This is a genomic window from Halopseudomonas sp. T1L2 (assembly GCF_055397385.1).
Genome location: NZ_AP040865.1, coordinates 3,130,691 through 3,147,766 on the forward strand (window position 1 = coordinate 3,130,691; position 17,076 = coordinate 3,147,766).

The 17,076-nt window shown below is 62.0% G+C and carries 19 protein-coding genes; 7 read left to right on the forward strand and 12 right to left on the reverse strand.

What is annotated here, in order from left to right:
* Positions 1 to 241 precede the first annotated feature (241 nt).
* The gene (locus tag ACZ5WQ_RS14850; RefSeq protein ID WP_233048708.1) at positions 242 to 1,138 is read right to left on the reverse strand and encodes a zinc ABC transporter substrate-binding protein; all 897 of its coding nucleotides are present in this window, start codon (positions 1,136 to 1,138) and stop codon (positions 242 to 244) included.
* A gap of 106 nt (positions 1,139 to 1,244) precedes the next feature.
* Here ACZ5WQ_RS14850 and ACZ5WQ_RS14855 point away from each other — a divergent pair, with 106 nt between their 5' ends.
* The 3 genes from ACZ5WQ_RS14855 to znuB are packed head-to-tail and all read left to right on the forward strand — an operon-like array spanning position 1,245 to position 3,284.
* Positions 1,245 to 1,739, forward strand: coding sequence for a Fur family transcriptional regulator (locus ACZ5WQ_RS14855; protein WP_088276936.1), 495 nt, complete (start codon positions 1,245 to 1,247; stop codon positions 1,737 to 1,739).
* Entirely contained in the window at positions 1,736 to 2,506 is a 771-nt protein-coding gene (gene znuC / locus ACZ5WQ_RS14860) for a zinc ABC transporter ATP-binding protein ZnuC (RefSeq protein ID WP_088276938.1), read from the forward strand. The genes ACZ5WQ_RS14855 and znuC overlap by 4 nt, the downstream gene beginning before the upstream one ends.
* Positions 2,499 to 3,284: a zinc ABC transporter permease subunit ZnuB gene (znuB, locus tag ACZ5WQ_RS14865; protein WP_088276940.1), complete on the forward strand. Its 786-nt coding sequence runs from the start codon at positions 2,499 to 2,501 to the stop codon at positions 3,282 to 3,284. The genes znuC and znuB overlap by 8 nt, the downstream gene beginning before the upstream one ends.
* A gap of 7 nt (positions 3,285 to 3,291) precedes the next feature.
* Here the strand turns inward: znuB and ACZ5WQ_RS14870 are convergent, their stop codons facing one another.
* From ACZ5WQ_RS14870 to ACZ5WQ_RS14890, 5 genes are all read right to left on the reverse strand, one after another.
* Entirely contained in the window at positions 3,292 to 3,921 is a 630-nt protein-coding gene (locus ACZ5WQ_RS14870; RefSeq protein ID WP_233049916.1) for an SCO family protein, read from the reverse strand.
* The gene (gene cyoE / locus ACZ5WQ_RS14875; RefSeq protein WP_269688248.1) at positions 3,918 to 4,823 is read right to left on the reverse strand and encodes a heme o synthase; all 906 of its coding nucleotides are present in this window, start codon (positions 4,821 to 4,823) and stop codon (positions 3,918 to 3,920) included. Before cyoE ends, ACZ5WQ_RS14870 begins: the two co-directional genes overlap by 4 nt.
* A 63-nt stretch (positions 4,824 to 4,886) precedes the next feature.
* Entirely contained in the window at positions 4,887 to 5,933 is a 1,047-nt protein-coding gene (locus ACZ5WQ_RS14880) for a COX15/CtaA family protein (RefSeq protein WP_233048710.1), read from the reverse strand.
* A 3-nt stretch (positions 5,934 to 5,936) separates the two neighbouring features.
* Positions 5,937 to 6,539 (reverse strand): hypothetical protein, encoded by a 603-nt coding sequence (locus tag ACZ5WQ_RS14885; RefSeq protein WP_338212584.1) that lies wholly within the window; start codon positions 6,537 to 6,539, stop codon positions 5,937 to 5,939.
* Entirely contained in the window at positions 6,517 to 7,281 is a 765-nt protein-coding gene (locus tag ACZ5WQ_RS14890) for an SURF1 family protein (protein WP_464382572.1), read from the reverse strand. Before ACZ5WQ_RS14890 ends, ACZ5WQ_RS14885 begins: the two co-directional genes overlap by 23 nt.
* Before the next feature lie 52 nt (positions 7,282 to 7,333).
* Between ACZ5WQ_RS14890 and ACZ5WQ_RS14895 the strand changes: the two genes are divergently transcribed.
* Complete coding sequence (locus ACZ5WQ_RS14895) at positions 7,334 to 7,546, forward strand: DUF2909 domain-containing protein (protein ID WP_464382573.1); 213 nt, start codon at positions 7,334 to 7,336, stop codon at positions 7,544 to 7,546.
* A 21-nt stretch (positions 7,547 to 7,567) separates the two neighbouring features.
* Here the strand turns inward: ACZ5WQ_RS14895 and ACZ5WQ_RS14900 are convergent, their stop codons facing one another.
* Genes ACZ5WQ_RS14900 through coxB form a run of 4 tightly spaced genes read right to left on the reverse strand, consistent with a single transcriptional unit; the run spans position 7,568 to position 11,785 of the window.
* The gene (locus ACZ5WQ_RS14900) at positions 7,568 to 8,455 is read right to left on the reverse strand and encodes a cytochrome c oxidase subunit 3 (protein WP_233048714.1); all 888 of its coding nucleotides are present in this window, start codon (positions 8,453 to 8,455) and stop codon (positions 7,568 to 7,570) included.
* A 29-nt stretch (positions 8,456 to 8,484) separates the two neighbouring features.
* The gene (locus ACZ5WQ_RS14905; protein WP_269688243.1) at positions 8,485 to 9,051 is read right to left on the reverse strand and encodes a cytochrome c oxidase assembly protein; all 567 of its coding nucleotides are present in this window, start codon (positions 9,049 to 9,051) and stop codon (positions 8,485 to 8,487) included.
* Positions 9,052 to 9,066: 15 nt separating this feature from the next.
* Complete coding sequence (gene ctaD / locus ACZ5WQ_RS14910) at positions 9,067 to 10,650, reverse strand: cytochrome c oxidase subunit I (RefSeq protein ID WP_233048716.1); 1,584 nt, start codon at positions 10,648 to 10,650, stop codon at positions 9,067 to 9,069.
* Between the two features lie 10 nt (positions 10,651 to 10,660).
* Entirely contained in the window at positions 10,661 to 11,785 is a 1,125-nt protein-coding gene (gene coxB, locus ACZ5WQ_RS14915) for a cytochrome c oxidase subunit II (protein ID WP_228245631.1), read from the reverse strand.
* Between the two features lie 405 nt (positions 11,786 to 12,190).
* Here coxB and ACZ5WQ_RS14920 point away from each other — a divergent pair, with 405 nt between their 5' ends.
* On the forward strand, positions 12,191 to 12,835 hold the full coding sequence (locus ACZ5WQ_RS14920) for a hypothetical protein (protein ID WP_269688242.1): 645 nt from the start codon (positions 12,191 to 12,193) through the stop codon (positions 12,833 to 12,835).
* Between the two features lie 36 nt (positions 12,836 to 12,871).
* Here the strand turns inward: ACZ5WQ_RS14920 and ACZ5WQ_RS14925 are convergent, their stop codons facing one another.
* Both ACZ5WQ_RS14925 and prlC read right to left on the reverse strand, forming a co-directional pair.
* Entirely contained in the window at positions 12,872 to 13,138 is a 267-nt protein-coding gene (locus ACZ5WQ_RS14925) for a YheV family putative zinc ribbon protein (protein ID WP_233048718.1), read from the reverse strand.
* On the reverse strand, positions 13,135 to 15,177 hold the full coding sequence (gene prlC / locus ACZ5WQ_RS14930; RefSeq protein WP_464382574.1) for an oligopeptidase A: 2,043 nt from the start codon (positions 15,175 to 15,177) through the stop codon (positions 13,135 to 13,137). Before prlC ends, ACZ5WQ_RS14925 begins: the two co-directional genes overlap by 4 nt.
* A gap of 128 nt (positions 15,178 to 15,305) precedes the next feature.
* On the opposite strand from prlC, the gene ACZ5WQ_RS14935 reads away from it, so the two are divergent.
* A complete protein-coding gene (locus ACZ5WQ_RS14935; protein WP_233049917.1) occupies positions 15,306 to 15,851 on the forward strand; it encodes a gamma carbonic anhydrase family protein in 546 nt (181 codons plus the stop codon).
* 53 nt (positions 15,852 to 15,904) lie between these two features.
* Positions 15,905 to 16,975, forward strand: coding sequence for a GGDEF domain-containing protein (locus ACZ5WQ_RS14940; RefSeq protein ID WP_464382575.1), 1,071 nt, complete (start codon positions 15,905 to 15,907; stop codon positions 16,973 to 16,975).
* Positions 16,976 to 17,076: the final 101 nt, after the last annotated feature.

Below are 17,076 nucleotides of genomic sequence, written 5' to 3' on the forward strand. Positions count from 1 at the left end.
TCCTTATCATCTTGCTCCGGGTAGAGCGTTAATTTCATGGCGTTTGGCGCGCGACATCGATGCGAGTCGCAGGTGCTGGCAGCCTCTGGGTCGAATTTGTCAGCAAGTCTGTCGGCAAGGTTAAGGCATTTTGATATTGCAGGTCTACAAATTGGCGTCAGCAAATTGCCTTTTGTCTGCACATGGACCGAACGCCGTGTCAGGGCATGGCGTTCGGTTTGTTTCGAAGCGGCGTCAGAGCTCAGAGTTTCGTCAGGCAGCCGGCCAGGTGGTCTGTGAGGTTGGTCAGTAATGTGACATAGCCGTCCGCACCAACTGCAATGTCGGCGCCCAGAGGATCAAGCTGGGCGGTTTCGACCGGCAGGCCTTCGGTCAGGCTGGCAATCAGCCGCGGGGTGAACTGGGGTTCGCTGAATACGCAGGCGCGGCCCGCGCTGCGCAGGTCTTCACGCAGCTCGTTGACGTGCCGTGCGCCCGGCTGGATCTCGTGGGCCAGACTGAATACGCCGCGGTGTTCGATGCCGAGGTATTCCTCCAGATAGCCGTAACCATCGTGGAAGACGAAGTAGGGCTTGTTCTTGAGCGGGGCGAAGCGTGTGCGTAGTTGCGCCTGCAAGGCACTGAGCTGTTGCTCGAACCGATGCAGGTTGGCGTCCAGACGAGCTTCCTGTTCCGGGTAGAGCGGTGCCAGGTCGGTCTTCATCCAGCGTGCCAGCGTCAATGCGTTGTCGGGTGACAGCCAGATGTGCGGGTCGAGGCTGTTGGCGTCGTGATCGTGGCTGTGGTGGTCGTCGGCGTGTTCCTCGTCGAATTCGCGCAGGGTGAGATTGGCAACCGCCATCAGTTCGCGGGCCCGGGCATTGTCGTGCAGCAGGCTGTCAAGGAAGCGCTCAAGGTCGGGGCCTATCCAGTAAATACGCTCCGCCTCGGCAAGGGCGCGGCGATCGGAAGGTCTGAGTGCGAAGGCGTGTGGTGATACGCCCGGTGGCAGCAGTACTGCGGGCTCGTCGATACCGTCGAGCAGAGCGGCTGTGATCTGCTGGATTGGCTTGATGCTGGTCAGAATGCGGCTGTCTGCCATTGACGGAAAAGACAGCAGCAGGCCGGCTGCCAGGGCCAGCAGGAAACGGATCGACATGGGGGAATACCTCGGGAAGCAGAGTTGTTATATGATAACAGGTCATTGACCTCTGAAAAGTCCCGCTTGTCATTCGACTGCGGTACGCAGCCAGCGAGGCGTCAGCATGAGCGACTCCACTACCCTTCCCGATCCGCAGCAGCCGCACAACCACGCACATTGTGTCAGTCATGCACTGAGTGCAGCCGAACAGGTATGCGCGCGTGATGGCGTGCGTTTCACCGCCTTGCGCAAGCGTGTGCTTGAGCTGGTTTGGCAAAGCCATAAGCCCCTGGGGGCTTACGATATTCTGGAAACCCTGTCACGCGACGATGGTCGCCGTGCGGCGCCGCCGACGGTTTACCGGGCGCTCGACTTTCTGCAGGAGCAGGGGCTGGTGCATCGCATTGCCTCGCTCAATGCCTTCATCGGCTGCCCGAGTCCGGAGCACCGCCATCAGGGCCATTTTCTGATCTGCCTTAACTGCCATATTGCCATCGAACTGGAGGAAGCCGGGATCAGTGATGCCATCGCGGCAGCTGCCACAACCCACGGCTTTTCTGTCAGCAGTGAAACGGTCGAAATCAGCGGGCTGTGTGCCCAGTGTCAGGCGGCAGCATGAGCGACGAGCTGCTGTCTCTCGGCAACGTCAGTCTGCGGCTGAATGCAACCGACGTGCTGGAGGGTGTGAACCTGAGCGTCAGGCGTGGCGAGATTGTCACGCTGATAGGTCCCAATGGTGCCGGCAAGACCAGCCTGGTGCGGATCGTGCTCGGCCTGCTCAAGGCGAGTGGGGGCAAGGTCTGGCGCCAGCCGCGCCTGCGCATCGGCTACATGCCGCAGAAGCTGCAGATCGATCCGTCGCTGCCACTGACGGTACTGCGTTTTCTGCTGCTGGTGCCCGGTACCAGACGCCCGGCAGTCGAGGCGGCGCTGGCCGAAGTCGGCGCCGAGCACCTGATCGCACGGCCGCTGCAGCAGGTATCCGGTGGCGAGCTGCAACGCATTCTGCTGGCGCGGGCCCTGCTGCGCCAGCCCGACCTGCTGGTGCTGGATGAGCCGGTGCAGGGCGTTGACGTTAACGGTCAGATCGAACTGTATCAACTCATTACCCGGCTGCGTGATCGCTACGGCTGCGGCGTGCTGATGGTCTCCCACGATCTGCATCTGGTCATGGCCACCACCAATACGGTGGTATGCCTCAATCGTCACGTCTGCTGCTCGGGCCATCCCGAGCAGGTCAGCCTGGACCCGGCCTTCGTTGCCATGTTTGGCGAGCAGGCCAGTGCGCTGGCGGTCTACAACCACCATCACGACCACGCCCATGACCTGCATGGCGAAGTCGTACCCCACGAACACAGCCACGGACCTGACTGCAAGCATGCCTGATTTTCTTGTTTACGCGCTGTTGGCCGGTCTGGCGCTGGCGCTGGTAGCCGGTCCGCTGGGTTCCTTTGTGGTCTGGCGGCGGATGGCCTATTTCGGCGATACGCTTTCGCACTCGGCGCTGCTGGGTGTGGCGCTTGGCATGTTGCTGGACATTAACCTGACGCTGGCGGTGACGGTGGGCTGCGTTCTGATCGCGGTACTGCTGGTGGCGTTGCAGCACAAGGAGTGGCTGGCCAGCGACACCCTGCTGGGGATTCTCGCGCACAGTACCCTGTCACTCGGACTGGTGGTGCTGGCGCTGACCGAAAACGTGCGGGTCGACCTCATGGCCTACCTGTTCGGAGACCTTCTGGCGATCACGGCGACCGACCTGGCCTGGATGCTCGGCGGGCTGCTGATCGTGCTGGTGCTGATGAGCATGCTCTGGCGCAGCCTGCTGTCGATTACCGTGCACGAGGAGCTGGCGCGGGTAGAAGGCTTGCCGGTCACGGCGATTCGGCTCGCCTTGATGTTGCTGATCGCCATCGTCATTGCGGTGGCGATGAAGGTGGTGGGCGTACTGCTGATCACCTCGCTGCTGATTATTCCGCCGGCGGCGGCCCAGCGTCATGCCCGAACACCGGAGCAGATGGCGCTGGGTGCCAGTGTGCTGGGCATGCTGGCGGTACTCGGTGGACTGGCGTTGTCCTGGCAGCTGGATACCCCGGCGGGTCCCTCCATCGTGGTCTGCGCGGCTGGCATGTTCATGCTGGCGCTGGCGATTCCTCGCCGCGCCTGAGCGGCTTCTATTCGGCGCCGATGATCCGAGGTAGCCACTGGGCCAGCTTTTCGGTGTTCAGTGGCGGGCGGATAAAGCCGACGTAGCGGCCGTTCGGGTCGACGATGACGACCTGGCCGCTGTGATCGACCAGGTAATTTTCGCTGCTGGTGTCCGGTTCGATATAGGCAATCGACAGGGCCTTGGCCAGTGTTGCCAGTTGCTCGGACTCGCCGGTTGCGCCAGCGAAGCCGGCGCTGAAGAAGTTCAGATAGGTCGTGATCTGTTCTGGTGTGTCGCGGTTGGGATCAACGCTGACAAAGGTGACCTGCAATTGGCTGCGAGTGGCCTCGGGCAGTTTCTGCATCAATTGGCGCAATTCGGCCAGTGTGGTCGGGCAGATGTCCGGACAGAAGGTATAGCCAAAGAACAGCAAATCCCACTGGCCGGTCAGGTTATCCCGTCCCCAGGGCTGGTCTGCTGCGGATCGCAGGCTGACATCGGGTATGGGGCGGGGGCTGTCGAACAGATAGATGCCCGCTTCCTGCAGCGCTGTGCGATCCAGCGGCGCCGGTTGCGTCACCTTGTTGACGACTGCTCCCACTACCAGCGCAATGCTGGCCACACATACCAGTACGGTTTTCTGTACCCCGGTCAAAGCCATCCAGCCACCTCGATATAGTGGTCCAGCAACAGGGCTACAAACAGCCACAGCAGGTACCACAGTGAATACTTGAAGGTCTTGATGGCCGCGTGCGGACGGCTGTCACGCAGCAGGGCGACAGCCCAGTCGATAAAGCGCAGGCCCAGCGCCACCGCGGCCACCAGATAGAGCGGGCCGCTCATGTGGATCACGAACGGCAACAGGCTCACAGCGAGCAGGATAAAGGTATACAGCAGAATGTGCAGCTTGGTGTAGTGCTCGCCGTGGGTAACCGGCAGCATCGGGATGTCGACCTTGGCATATTCTGCCTTGCGGTGGATGGCCAGCGCCCAGAAGTGCGGGGGTGTCCAGGCGAAGATGATCAACACCAGCAGCAGACCTTCGGCCTGAATCTGTCCGGTGACGGCGGTCCAGCCAAGCAGCGGCGGTGCTGCGCCGGCGACGCCGCCAATGACGATGTTCTGCGGCGTTGCGCGCTTGAGAAAGGCCGTGTAAATCAGTGCATAGCCGAGCAGCGACGCCAGTGTCAGCAGCGCCGTGAGCGTGTTGGTCCATGACAGCAGGACCGCCAGTCCGGCGCTGCCGAGCAGGATGGCGAACAGCACCGCGTTCAGCGGTTCGACGCGGCCTTGCGCCAGTGGGCGCCGCTGGGTGCGGGCCATATGAATGTCAATCCGGCGGTCGACCACATGGTTGATCGCCGCTGCCGACCCGGCGCACAGGGCAATGCCGAGGTTGCCCAGCAGCAGCGTGCTCCAGGGCACCGCCTGCTCGCTGGCCAGCAGCATGCCGATGGCCGAGGTGATGATCATCAAAGCCACCACCTTCGGCTTGGTCAGCTCCAGATAGTCGCGCCAGCCGGCTCGGACCGGCACCGCTTGAGAGAGGCTCGCCATGGTCTGTTCCCCCTGTCGGTGCGTGCTGCGCACCTGTGTTGTTGTGTCTGGAGTATGGATGCCTCAGGCGTGACTCGCCAGTGAACGGCGTGGTCGTGCCTCCAGTCGGACACGTACCGTTGCCGGCGCACGCACACGATAGTTGACGGCCAGTGTGCACAGCAGCAGGAGCGCCGCCATGCCGTTATGCGCCACAGCTACTGCCAATGGCAGCGCCGCCAGTACGTTGGTGATGCCCAGGCCGACCTGGGCAGTCAGTGCCAGGCACAGCAGCAGCGCCAGACCGTGCAGGCGTGCGCGCCAGAGTTGCCAGCCGAGCAGCAGCACAACGAACGTGGTGAGCAATGCGCCAAGGCGGTGGGTGAAATGGATCGCTGTCCGCCCCGGGCCTTCCAGCATGCCGCCCAGGTAGTTCGGGCCGATCTCCTGATGCAGCAGGTTGAAGCCGGTGTGGAAGTCCATCTCCGGCCACCATTCCCCGTGGCAGGTCGGCAGGTCGATGCAGGCCACCGCGGCATAGTTTGTGCTGGTCCAGCCGCCGAGCATGATTTGCAGGATCACCACCGCAAGTGCAAAGCGCGCCAGCAGGCGCAGTCTGGTGAGCGAGCGGGTGGGATGGAGTGCCGGTAGCCGGCCCGACAGGCGCAGTACCAGCAGCAACAGCAGGCTCAGGGTCGCGAAGCCGCCCAGCAGATGGGCTGTGACGACCTGCGGCCAGAGCTTGAGGGTCACGGTCCACATGCCGAACAGTGCCTGGCAGACGACAAGGGCAAGCAGCCCGACACACAGGCCGGTCGGGTAGCCGGGGTCGCGGCGCTGTCGGATACCAATCACGGCCAGGCCCAGAATCAGCAAGCCGAGGGTGCCGGCTGCGTAGCGGTGAATCATCTCCGCCCAGGCCTTGAAGGCTTCGACCGGGTCGTCCGGGAAGCGCAGCTGCGCCGTTTCCAGCGCATGATCGCTTTGCGGTACGGTCAGAAAGCCGTAGCAGCCTGGCCAGTCCGGGCAGCCGAGTCCGGCGTGTACCAGCCGGGTGTAAGCGCCAAGGATGACGACGATAAAGCACAGCAGGAGCCCTGCCAGTGCCAGGTTGTAGCCAGGTTTGCGCATGGCTCAGCCCACCTTCGAGAGTTTCAGCAGACGCTTGAGGTCATCAAGCAGGTCTTTGCCTGGCTGACCGGCACTGTGATGCAGCACCACACGGCCGAGTGGGTCGACCAGCCAGAGCTGCGGGCCGATCAGCCAGCTGTCTGGCTGGGTCTGCAGGCTGTGAAGATAGGCATTGCTGTCGAAGCGTGTACGCTGCAGGCGCGGAAATTCGGTTTCCAGCCGGGCCAGTTCATCGTCGCGCAGGGCGACCGGCGAGGCCAGTACATGCTCGACGCGGTCCGCTTCGCGGCCGACAGCCACATTGATCTGCCGGGCCTCGTGGATCAGCGCCATACATTCGCGTTCGCAGGCGCCGGTGTGGGTAACCAGCAGCCGCCAGGGTGCGCCATAGCCGATTGGCTCCAGCGCCAGTTGCCAGTCGCTGACCTGAATGGCCGGCTCGACCAGGGCGGATTTGTTTGAATGTGCCTGCGGCACACCGATGCCGAAGTGCGCCATCAGCGCGGCGATCAGAATGGGTACGACCACGACACCGATGACGGCGAGCAGCTTTAGCTGGCCGCGTGGGCGTTGCCGGGTCCGGTCAGGCTCGGTCAGGCTCATCATTATTATTCCCCCGATGGTCGGGCCGGAAACCGGCCCAGATAAACAAAGCGATCAGCGCCGCAGCGAGGCTGAACCACTGGACGGCATACCCGGTATGTCGGCTTGCGCTCATCGGCAGCGCTGGCCAGTCGAGTTGCAGTGCTGCCGATGAACCGTCCCCGGTCAAGCGGACGCTCCAGTCCTGCAGCGCAATACCGGACTGCAGGCGCAAGGCTGTCAGGTCAAGCTGGGCTACCACGCAGTTGGCAGTGCCAGCTGCGCAACGCCGGCTACCCGGGCGCCAGCCGGTGACGCTGTCTGGCAGCTTCTCTGCCAGCAGCTGCAGTTCTCCCGACGGCGTCTCGATCTGCGGCGCCTGACGGCGGTCCGGCCAGGGCAGCCAGCCGCGGTTAACCAGCAACCATTGGCCACTGGTGTCCTGAAAGGCCTGCAACACTTCTACCCCGGCTCGGCCGTCGCGGGTGCGATTGTCGAGCAGCCATGTGTGCCGAGCCTCCAGGTGCCCGCGCAGAATCAGCGGTTGCCAGTCAGACGGCCGCGTTTGCGCGAACGCAGACAGTGGCATCGCCGGGGTTTGATGCAGTGCGTCAATCGACGCCTGCATCTGCTGCTTTTCAGCCGCGCGCTGCAGCTGCCAGCTGCCGAGCGCGAGCAGTACCGGCAGCAGGGTCAGCGTGAACACCCACAGCGGCCAGCCAGGCGCAAAGCGGTGGCTGCGCGAGACTCGTTCAGCAAGCAGCATGGTGCGCCCTCGCTATACTTGAGCCCAACATAACAACAGGAAGGGGACGCCCATGTGGCTCAAACTGACCATTTTGATGCTGCTGGCGCTGATTGTGATCAGCCTGTTCAGCGGGCTGTTTTTTCTGATGAAGGACACGGATGGTCGCGGGCGGCTGGTAACCGCCCTGAGCGTACGCATCAGCCTGACGATCCTGCTGATGGGCCTGATCGCCTGGGGCTTCTGGTCCGGCAACCTGGTCTGGAATACGCCCTGGCTGCATTGAAAACGCCCCCGGCCGCATGGGTTAGAAAATGTAGACGAAGATGAACAGGCCGACCCAGACTACATCAACGAAGTGCCAGTACCAGCTGGCCGCTTCGAAGCCGAAGTGCTGTTGCGGCGTGAAGTGACCCTTGGTGATGCGGATCAGCATGATCGCCAAAATAAGCGTACCCATGGTCACGTGAGCGCCGTGGAAGCCGGTCAGCATGAAGAAGGTGGCGCCGTAGATGCCGGAGTTCAGGGTCAGCCCCAAGTCGTGGTAGGCGTGCTGGTATTCCAGCGCCTGCAGAATCAGAAACACGGTGCCCAGTGCCACGGTCAGGCCAAGCCATGCCTTGGTGGCGCCCCGCTTGTCGGCTCTCAGCGCATGGTGAGCGAAGGTGACGGTGACACTGGAAGAAATCAGCAGAACGGTGTTGATCAGTGGCAGCTGCCAGGCGCTGATTACCTCTTTAGGGCCGGGGAAGGCTCCGGGATCAGGGTTGACCATCAGCGGCCATTGATAGACGAACTCGGGCCAGAGCATGTTGGTCACGCCCTTGTCGCCCTCACCACCGAGCCACGGTCCGGCGAAGGTACGCACATAAAAGAGTGCGCCGAAGAACGCGGCGAAGAACATCACCTCGGAAAAGATGAACCAGCCCATGCCCATGCGGAAGGAACGGTCCATCTGCGGGCTGTAGAGCCCCTCGCGGCTTTCCTTCACCACGTTGCTGAACCAGCCGAACATCATGTAGGCGATCATCAATGCACCGGCAAAGAAGATCCATTTGCCGAGGCTGCTGCCGGCGCCGGCGGCATCGCCATTCATCATGCTGCCGGCGCCAAATACCGTCAGCAGCAGGGCGACCGAGGCAATGATCGGCCATTTGCTTTGGGCCGGAACGTAATAGGTTTCGTGATTGGCCATCTGTTGTTCTCCTTATCCGGCAATCATGTTCAGTGAGCCTGGGCTGACGCGCTCGCCAGCTTGTCAGGCATCCGCTCCGATACATCAAACAGGGTGTAGGCCAACGTCAGGTGTTTCACATCGGTCGGCAGTGCCGGGTCGACAATGAAACGCACCGGCATCTCCACGCTTTCCCCCGGTTGCAACACCTGCTGGGTAAAACAGAAGCATTCGGTCTTGTGAAAGAAAGCGGCGGCCTTGGCTGGCGAGACGCTGGGAATGGCTTGCGCCACCATCGGCCGGTCAGTCGGGTTGTGGGCATAAAACAGCATCTCGCGGGTTTCACCCGGATGCAGACTGAGTTGCTCTGCGTCCGGGTTGAAGTCCCATGCCATGCCCTGCGCCCGGGTAGCGACGAACTGCACCCGCAGGGTGCGGCTCTCGTCGATGTGCTCGACCTCCTGCCGATAGGCTGTGCCGCTGGTCTTGCCGTTGATGCCCAGGGCATCGCACATCACGTCATACAGCGGCACCATCAGAAAACCGAAGGCAAACATGCCGATCACGGTCAGCACCAGACGCGTTACTACCGGTTTGTTGGATTGCTGCTCGCTCATGGCCAGCGCCTCCGGTCATTTCACCTCGGGGGGGGTGGTGAAGGTGTGATAGGGCGCCGGCGACGGCACCGTCCACTCCAGCCCTTCTGCACCTTCCCAGGGGTTGGCCGCCGCCTTCGTTCCGCCCTTGATGCACTTGATGACGATGAACAGGAACAGCAGCTGGGTCACCCCGAACATGAAGGCGCCAACCGAGGAGATCATGTTGAAGTTGGCGAACATCACGTTGTAGTCGGGAATGCGCCGCGGCATGCCAGCCAGTCCGACAAAGTGCATCGGGAAGAACGCCAGGTTCATGCCGATGAAGCTCATCCAGAAATGGGTCTTGGCCAGTGTTTCGTCGTACATGTGGCCGGTCCACTTTGGCAGCCAGTAGTAAGCCGAGGCGAAGATGCCGAAGATGGCGCCGGGCACCAGCACATAGTGGAAGTGCGCGACCACAAAGTAGGTGTCGTGATACTGGAAGTCGGCCGGTGCAATGGCCAGCATCAGACCGGAGAACCCGCCGATGGTAAACAGGATGACGAAGGCCACGGCGAACAGCATCGGCGCTTCAAAGGTCAGCGCGCCGCGGAACATGGTGCTGACCCAGTTGAATACCTTCACCCCGGTGGGCACCGCGATCAGCATGGTCGCGTACATGAAGAACAGCTCCCCGGTAATCGGGATGCCGACGGTAAACATGTGGTGCGCCCAGACGATGAACGACAGGAAGGCGATGGCCGCGGTGGCGTAGACCATGGAGGTGTAGCCAAACAGCGGCTTGCGGCTGAAGGCCGGAATGATCTGGCTGACCGCACCGAACGCCGGCAGGATCATGATGTAGACCTCGGGGTGGCCGAAGAACCAGAAAATGTGCTGGAACATCACCGGATCACCGCCGCCGGCGGCATTGAAGAAGCTGGTGCCGAAATGGATGTCCATCAGCATCATGGTGACCACGCCGGCCAGCACCGGCATGACGGCGATCAGCAGGAAGGCGGTAATCAGCCAGGTCCAGACGAACAGCGGCATCTTCATCAGCGTCATGCCGGGTGCGCGCAGGTTGAGGATGGTGGCGATGATGTTGATCGCGCCCATGATCGAGCTGATGCCCGCCAGGTGAATGGCGAAGATGAAGAAGGTGACGCTGGGCGGCGCATAGGTTGTCGACAGCGGTGCGTAGAAGGTCCAGCCGAAGTTCGGGCCGCCCCCTTCCATGAACAGTGTCGAGACCAGCAACCCGAAGGCCATCGGCAGCAGCCAGAAACTGAAGTTGTTCATCCGTGGCAGCGCCATGTCCGGCGCGCCGATCATCAGTGGAATCATCCAGTTGGCCAGGCCGACAAAGGCGGGCATGACTGCACCGAACACCATGATCAGGCCATGGGTGGTGGTCATCTGGTTGAAGAACTCGGGCTGCACCAGCTGCAGGCCCGGCTGGAACAGTTCGGCACGAATGACCATGGCCATCGAGCCGCCGAGCAGGAACATGGCGAAGCTGAACCACAGGTACATCGAGCCGATGTCCTTGTGGTTGGTCGTCAGCACCCAGCGCATCAGGCCCTTGGCCGGACCGTGGGCATGGTCGTGGTGATGGGTATCGATCACAGCACTCATGGCAGGTCTCCTATTGGCCTTCTTTCGCCTTCAGAACATCGATGGGCGAGAGCATTTCGCCGGTGTCGTTGCCCCAGGCATTGCGCTCGTAGGTGATCACGGCAGCAATGTCGACTTCAGACAATTGCTTGCCGAACGCCGCCATGGCGGTGCCGGGCTTGCCGTTAAGCACGATGTCGAGGTGCGCGGCCATGTCTTCGGTGGCAATCTGGCTGCCCTTGAGCGCCGGGAACATTGGTGGCAGGCCCTCACCGTTGGGCTGGTGACAGGAGGCGCAGGCGGTGGTGTAGACCTTCTCGCCACGCTCGACCAGTTCGTCGAGGGTCCAGGTCTTGTCACGCAGCTCGGCTTCCTTCGCCGCCGCCTCTTTCTGCTCAGCCAGCCAGGTGTCGTATTCATCCTGCGGCAGCACCTGCACCACGACCGGCATGAAGCCGTGATCCTTACCGCACAGTTCGGTGCATTGGCCGCGGTAGATGCCGGGTTCTTCAACCCGGGTCCAGGCCTCGTTGATAAAGCCGGGGATGGCATCCTTCTTCACCGCAAAATCCGGTACCCACCAGGAGTGAATGACGTCGGAGGCGGTGACCAGGAAGCGGACCTTTTTGCCGACCGGGATAACCAGCGGGTTGTCGACCTCCAGCAGGTAGTCCGGGCTCTTGGCGCTGACGTTGGTGATTTCGTCGCGCGGCGTGGTCAGGGTGCTGAAAAAGCTGACCCCTTCGCCGACGTACTGGTATTGCCAGCGCCATTGATAGCCGGTGACCAGAATATCGACGTCGGCTTCGTCGGCGTCGTAGATATCGATCAGGGTTTTGGTGGCCGGAACCGCCATGACAATGAGGATGACCAGCGGGATGACGGTCCAGAGGATTTCGACGCCGACGTGCTCGTGGAAGGTCGCCGGTTTGCTGTCCGCCGATTTGCGGTGCATCAGCATCGACCAGAACATCACACCGAATACCACGACGCCGATGACGACGCAGATCCAGAAGATGGTCATGTGCAGATCGAACACGGACTGGCTGACGTCGGTGACGCCACGGCGCATGTTGATGCCCCACTCGGCGTTGGCCGACAGGCCAAGCGCGCACAGGAACAGGCCAACAGGCCAGGTGATTGCTGCTCGCAACATTCCCGGTTCCCCTTTTATTGTTGTTATCGCTTCCGGTGCACGGAATGAGGGGTATCTGGAGCAGGTACAACACTGCGCAGATACCCGAAACCGCGGGATGCGCAGCGCGAAGATCGCGATGAATCACCCCCGGTCGGAACTCCCCCACAGGCTACCGACACAATCGAGTATAGACAGGGGTTGCGGCTTGGCAATGTTGCGTCTCACTGACAGCGAGCCGCGATAGTTGGAACGCGGGGGAGGGTGTCCGCCCTGAGGTTGCAGTTATTACAATTGGATCTAATGGCTCCCGATGAGTCACTTTGACGGAATGGGGTGCCTCTGCTAGCTTTTCTCGAAATGAGAATGATATCAATATGCTGTTGGCCGCTTGCAGCATTCAGCCGTCGTTGTGGAGCGTGAAACATGAATATAACCGGCCTGAAACGCCGTATTGCCGATGCCATGGCGCAACCTGACTCGGTCGGGGCGATGCAGCGTTGGCTTGAATCCCGTCTGCCGGCCCTGCACCCATCGATCCGGGTGGAGAATAATCAGGTCGAAACCCTGTATCGGTTTGCTCGGGCCTATATCGAGCAGGTACCGGACGTGCTGGAGGCGGCAGCTGCAGTAGCGCAGGCCGCTCACTTGCGCGAGCGCATGCTGCCGGTGCTGAAGGTGGCGGAAGCCTTTTTCCTGCAGCCCCCGGATCTGCCCAGTGAGCACAAAGGGCTGATTATGCTGCTGGACGAGGCCTATCTGGCGCATCGCCTGGTCGAGGAGGTCAACGATCGTTACGTCGCCAACGGCATTGCGCCGCTGATTCCGATGGATACCACGCGGGCCAACCTGATTGTGCATCAACTGATGGGCGAGGGGTTTGCCAACCAGCTGGATACGGCGGTGGAAACAGCGGTTTCCGGCCTGCTGCCGGAGGATCTGTTTCAGTCGGAGCCGTTCAGGGCCTATCAGGCCAGTCAGGACCCGGCGCAGGTGCGCCGGTTATGGGCACAATGGCCCTGTATGTCCCGTCAGCTGGGGGTCGAGATTGAGTTGCGCGGCGCTGCCTGAACAGCAGCCGGCCCGTATTGCGAGCCGGCTGCCCGGTCAGTCCTTTTTTTTCAAACGCGGGTTGGGGAAGAACTGCACCGTCTGACTGCTCGGCTTCTTTGGTGCCTTGCGTGCCTCGTTGACCCGGGTGGTCAGCTCTTTGGGTACCGAGTTGCCGCGGGCATCCAGCGTATCGGCGTAGCCGCACTCCACGCATTCGCGGTGTGGTACGCCGTCTTCCTCGTACATCTTGATGGTATCCATCGCGCTGCACGCCGGGCAGACCGCGCCGGCGATGAAACGCTTGATCGGTTGCTGGCTCATGCGGCTTCTCCAGTCAGGCCCGAGTGGCGCAGCAGCGGATCGATTGACGGCTCACGACCACGGAAGGCGACGAACAGCGCCATCGGCGCTTCACTGCCGCCACGGGCAAGAATGTTGTCGCGGAAGGCGCGGCCGGTCTCGGCGTTCAGCACCCCTTCCTCCTCGAAGCGCGAAAAGGCATCTGCCGACAGCACTTCTGCCCACTTGTAGCTGTAGTAACCGGCTGCATAGCCACCGGCAAAGATATGGCTGAAGCCATTCTGGAAGCGGTTGAACGACGGTACCTTGATGACCGCAATCTCATCGCGCACCTGATCAAGTACCTGCTGCACGCTCAGCTCGGGGTGCTTGCGCACATGCAACTCAAAGTCGAACAGCGAGAACTCGATCTGACGCAGCATGCCGAGGCCGGATTGGAAGTTCTTGGCCGCCAGCATCTTGTCCAGCAGGTCCTGCGGCAACGGCTCGCCGGTTTCATAGTGGCTGGAGATCAGCGCCAGGCCTTCCGGCTCCCAGCACCAGTTTTCCATGAACTGGCTTGGCAGCTCGACCGCATCCCAGGCCACGCCATTGATACCGCTGGCAGAGGCGTAGTTCACCCGGGTCAGCAGATGGTGCAGGCCGTGGCCGAACTCGTGGAACAGGGTGGTGACTTCGTCGTGGGTCAGCAATGCCGGCTTGCCGCCGACCGCCGGGGTGAAGTTGCAGACCAGATAGGCGATGGGGCGCTGCAGGGCGCCGTCGGGCAGCAGGCGGCGGTCACGGCAGCCGTCCATCCAGGCGCCGCCGCGCTTGTTGGCGCGGGCGTACAGATCGAGGAAGAAGCGGCCGATGACTTCGCCCTGCTCGATCACCTCGAACAGGCGCGCGTCCTTGTGCCAGCGCTCGAACTCGGCGACTTCGCGCAGTTCGATACCGTAGAGCTTCTGGACGATGGCGAACATGCCGTTGATCACGGTATCGATCGGGAAGTAGGGGCGCAGCATTTCCTGAGAAATGGCGTAACGCTGCTGGCGCAGCTGCTCGCTGTAGAAGCCAACATCCCAGGGCTGCAGGTCGTCGCAGCCCTGTTCTGCGGCGAAAGCCTTCAGGGCGGCCAGGTCCTGTTTCGCGAACGGCTTGCTGCGCTCGCCAAGATCACGCAGGAAGCCGAGCACCTGATCGGTGCTTTCGGCCATCTTGGTCGCCAGCGACAGCTCTGCATAGTTGGCAAAACCCAGCAGCTCGGCTAGCTCCTGACGCAGCAGCAGAATCTCGTCGATGATCGGGCCGTTGTCGAACTGGCCGGCGTTGGGGCCCTGATCGGAGGCGCGGGTGCAGAAGGCGGTGTAGACCTCCTGACGCAGGGCGCGGTCGGTGGCGTAGGTCATCACCGGGAAGTAGCTGGGGAATTCGAGCGTGATCAGCCAGCCGTCCAGCTCGCGGGCTTCGGCGGCCTGTTTGGCCTGCGCCAGCGCGGACTCGGGCAGGCCGTCCAGCTGGGCCGCGTCGGTGATGTGCTTGGTCCAGGCCTGGGTGGCGTCGAGCACCTGATTGGAGAAGGTGCTCTGCAATTCGGACAGACGCATCTGCAGTTCGCCGTAGCGCTTCTGCTGCTCCGGTGGCAGGGCGATGCCGGACAGCTTGAAGTCGCGCAGGGCGTGTTCAAGGATGGTCTGCTGGGCCTTGTCCAGCGTGGCGAACTCGTCGCTGGAGGCGAGCTGTTGGTAGGCTTCAAACAGCGCCTGATTCTGGCCCATCTCGGTGTAATACTGGCTCAGCAGCGGCAGGCAGCTTTCATAGGCTTCACGCAGCTCGGGGCTGTTCATGACCGCATTGAGATGGCTGACTGGCGACCAGGCACGGCCAAGGCGTTCGCCCATGTCATCCTGCGGCTCGATCAGGTTGGCCCAGGTCCATTGCGCTGGAGGGTTGGCCAGCAGGGCATCGAGCTGTGCGCGGTTGTCAGCCAGAATCTGCTCGATGGCCGGTTTGACGTGCTCGGCACGGATCTCGGCAAAGGGCGGCAGATCGTAGGGTTGCAGCAGCGGATTGGGCATGGCGGGTATCCTGATTCGATCGATGACTTACAATGCGCCCATGGTAATCAACTCCGGCGCGCTTGGCATCGTGACTTCGTTAGAAGTTCTCAATGACGGCGATAGCCGCAAAATTCAAGGGTGATGCGATGAACGTACGTGGCTTCAGGGACTGGCAGCCGGTGCTGGGTGACCGGGTGTTTGTTGATCCGTCGGCGGTGGTATTGGGCGACGTGCACCTCGGTGACGATTGCTCGGTCTGGCCCGGCGCGATCATTCGCGGCGACATGCACAGCATTCGTATTGGCGACCGCACCAGCGTGCAGGATGGCAGTGTGCTGCACATCACCCACGCCGGCCCGTTCAACCCGGATGGTTATCCGCTGAACATCGGCGATGACGTGACCATTGGCCACAAGGTGCTGCTGCATGGCTGCAGCATCGGCAGCCGTGTGCTGGTCGGCATGGGCAGCATCGTCATGGATGGCGCGGTGGTCGAAGACGAGGTGATCATCGGTGCCGGCTCTCTGGTGCCGGCCAAGCGCACGCTGGAAAGTGGTTATCTGTATATGGGCAGCCCGGCCAAACAGGTGCGCCCGTTGACCGACAGGGAACGTGAGTTCTTTACCTACTCGGCTGCCAACTATGTACGGCTGAAGGATCAGCACCTGCTGGAAAACTGGGCCTCCAGCTGAGCCGGGCTTCGCTATACTGCACCGCTACGGACAGTCATCGGACAGGAAAGCCATTGGATTCGGAGCACGGAATACATCGACGGGCGGCAGCCGGGCTGGAGGATTCTGCCCGGCGCTCATTGCTGCGTCTTATCTTTGCCTGCACTGGCGTCGTACTCTGCGGCTTTGCGCTGCTGCAGTTTGGCAATGACAATGCCGTGCTGGCAACGCTGGAAATCATCGTTGGCCTGTTCCTGCTGTGGTCGGCCCGCACAGTCATGCGGGTCCGCTGGCTGACGCCCTGGATCTACGGCTACCTGTTGCCTACCTTCTGCTTTCAGCTCTATATCATGCTGATGCCCGAGGCGTCGGTCACCGCGTTCGTCTGGGTGTATATGGTGCCGGTGCTCGCCTATCTGCTGCTGGGGCGCCGTGCCGGATTGCTGCTGTCGATCCCGTTCATGGTCGCGGCCCTGCTGCTTTATCTGTGGCGCTATGCCGACCCGGAATCGGCTGCCGGGCTGATCGATATCGGCAACGCGGTGATCTGCGGCCTGATGATTCTGCTGTTCGTGCACTTTTATGAGGGCCGGCGCGCGGTGGCGCAGCAATCGCTGCAGCGCATGGCGGAAATGGATGGATTGACCGGCGTATTCAATCGCGCCCGTTTTCATCAGTTGTTTGCCCAGTGCATCGAGCAGAGTCAGCGCAGCAGCGACGAGTTTGCCCTGGTGCTGCTGGATGTCGATCATTTCAAGCAGGTCAATGACAGCTGGGGCCACGAAGCGGGCGACCGTGCCCTTCAGCACCTGTGCCGGGTGCTGGGGCAGCGGCTGCGCGGCACCGATGTGATCGGGCGGTTGGGTGGCGAGGAGTTCGGGTTGTTGCTGCGCAATACCGACGCGGTGGCTGCCGAACAACTGGTGCAGACGCTGTGCCTGCAGCTTGAGCGTTCGCCGCTGGTCTGGCAGGGCCAGGCGCTGCCGATTACGGCTACCTTCGGGGTGGCCTGCTGGCCCCGGGACGCACGTGATGCTGGCGGTCTGTACCGCTGCGCCGATCAGCGTCTCTACCGCGGCAAGGCCTACGGCCGCAACCGGGTGATCAGTTCCGGCGGAGCACTGTCGGTCAGCGATATTGCCTGACGCGGTTTCGGCCGACGGATTGGCAGGCAATCAAGTCTGTGAATAGTAGGCCTGCCGGGGCTGGTAGCGGCCCCGGTTCGTTTATGATCCGGGGGTTCGCG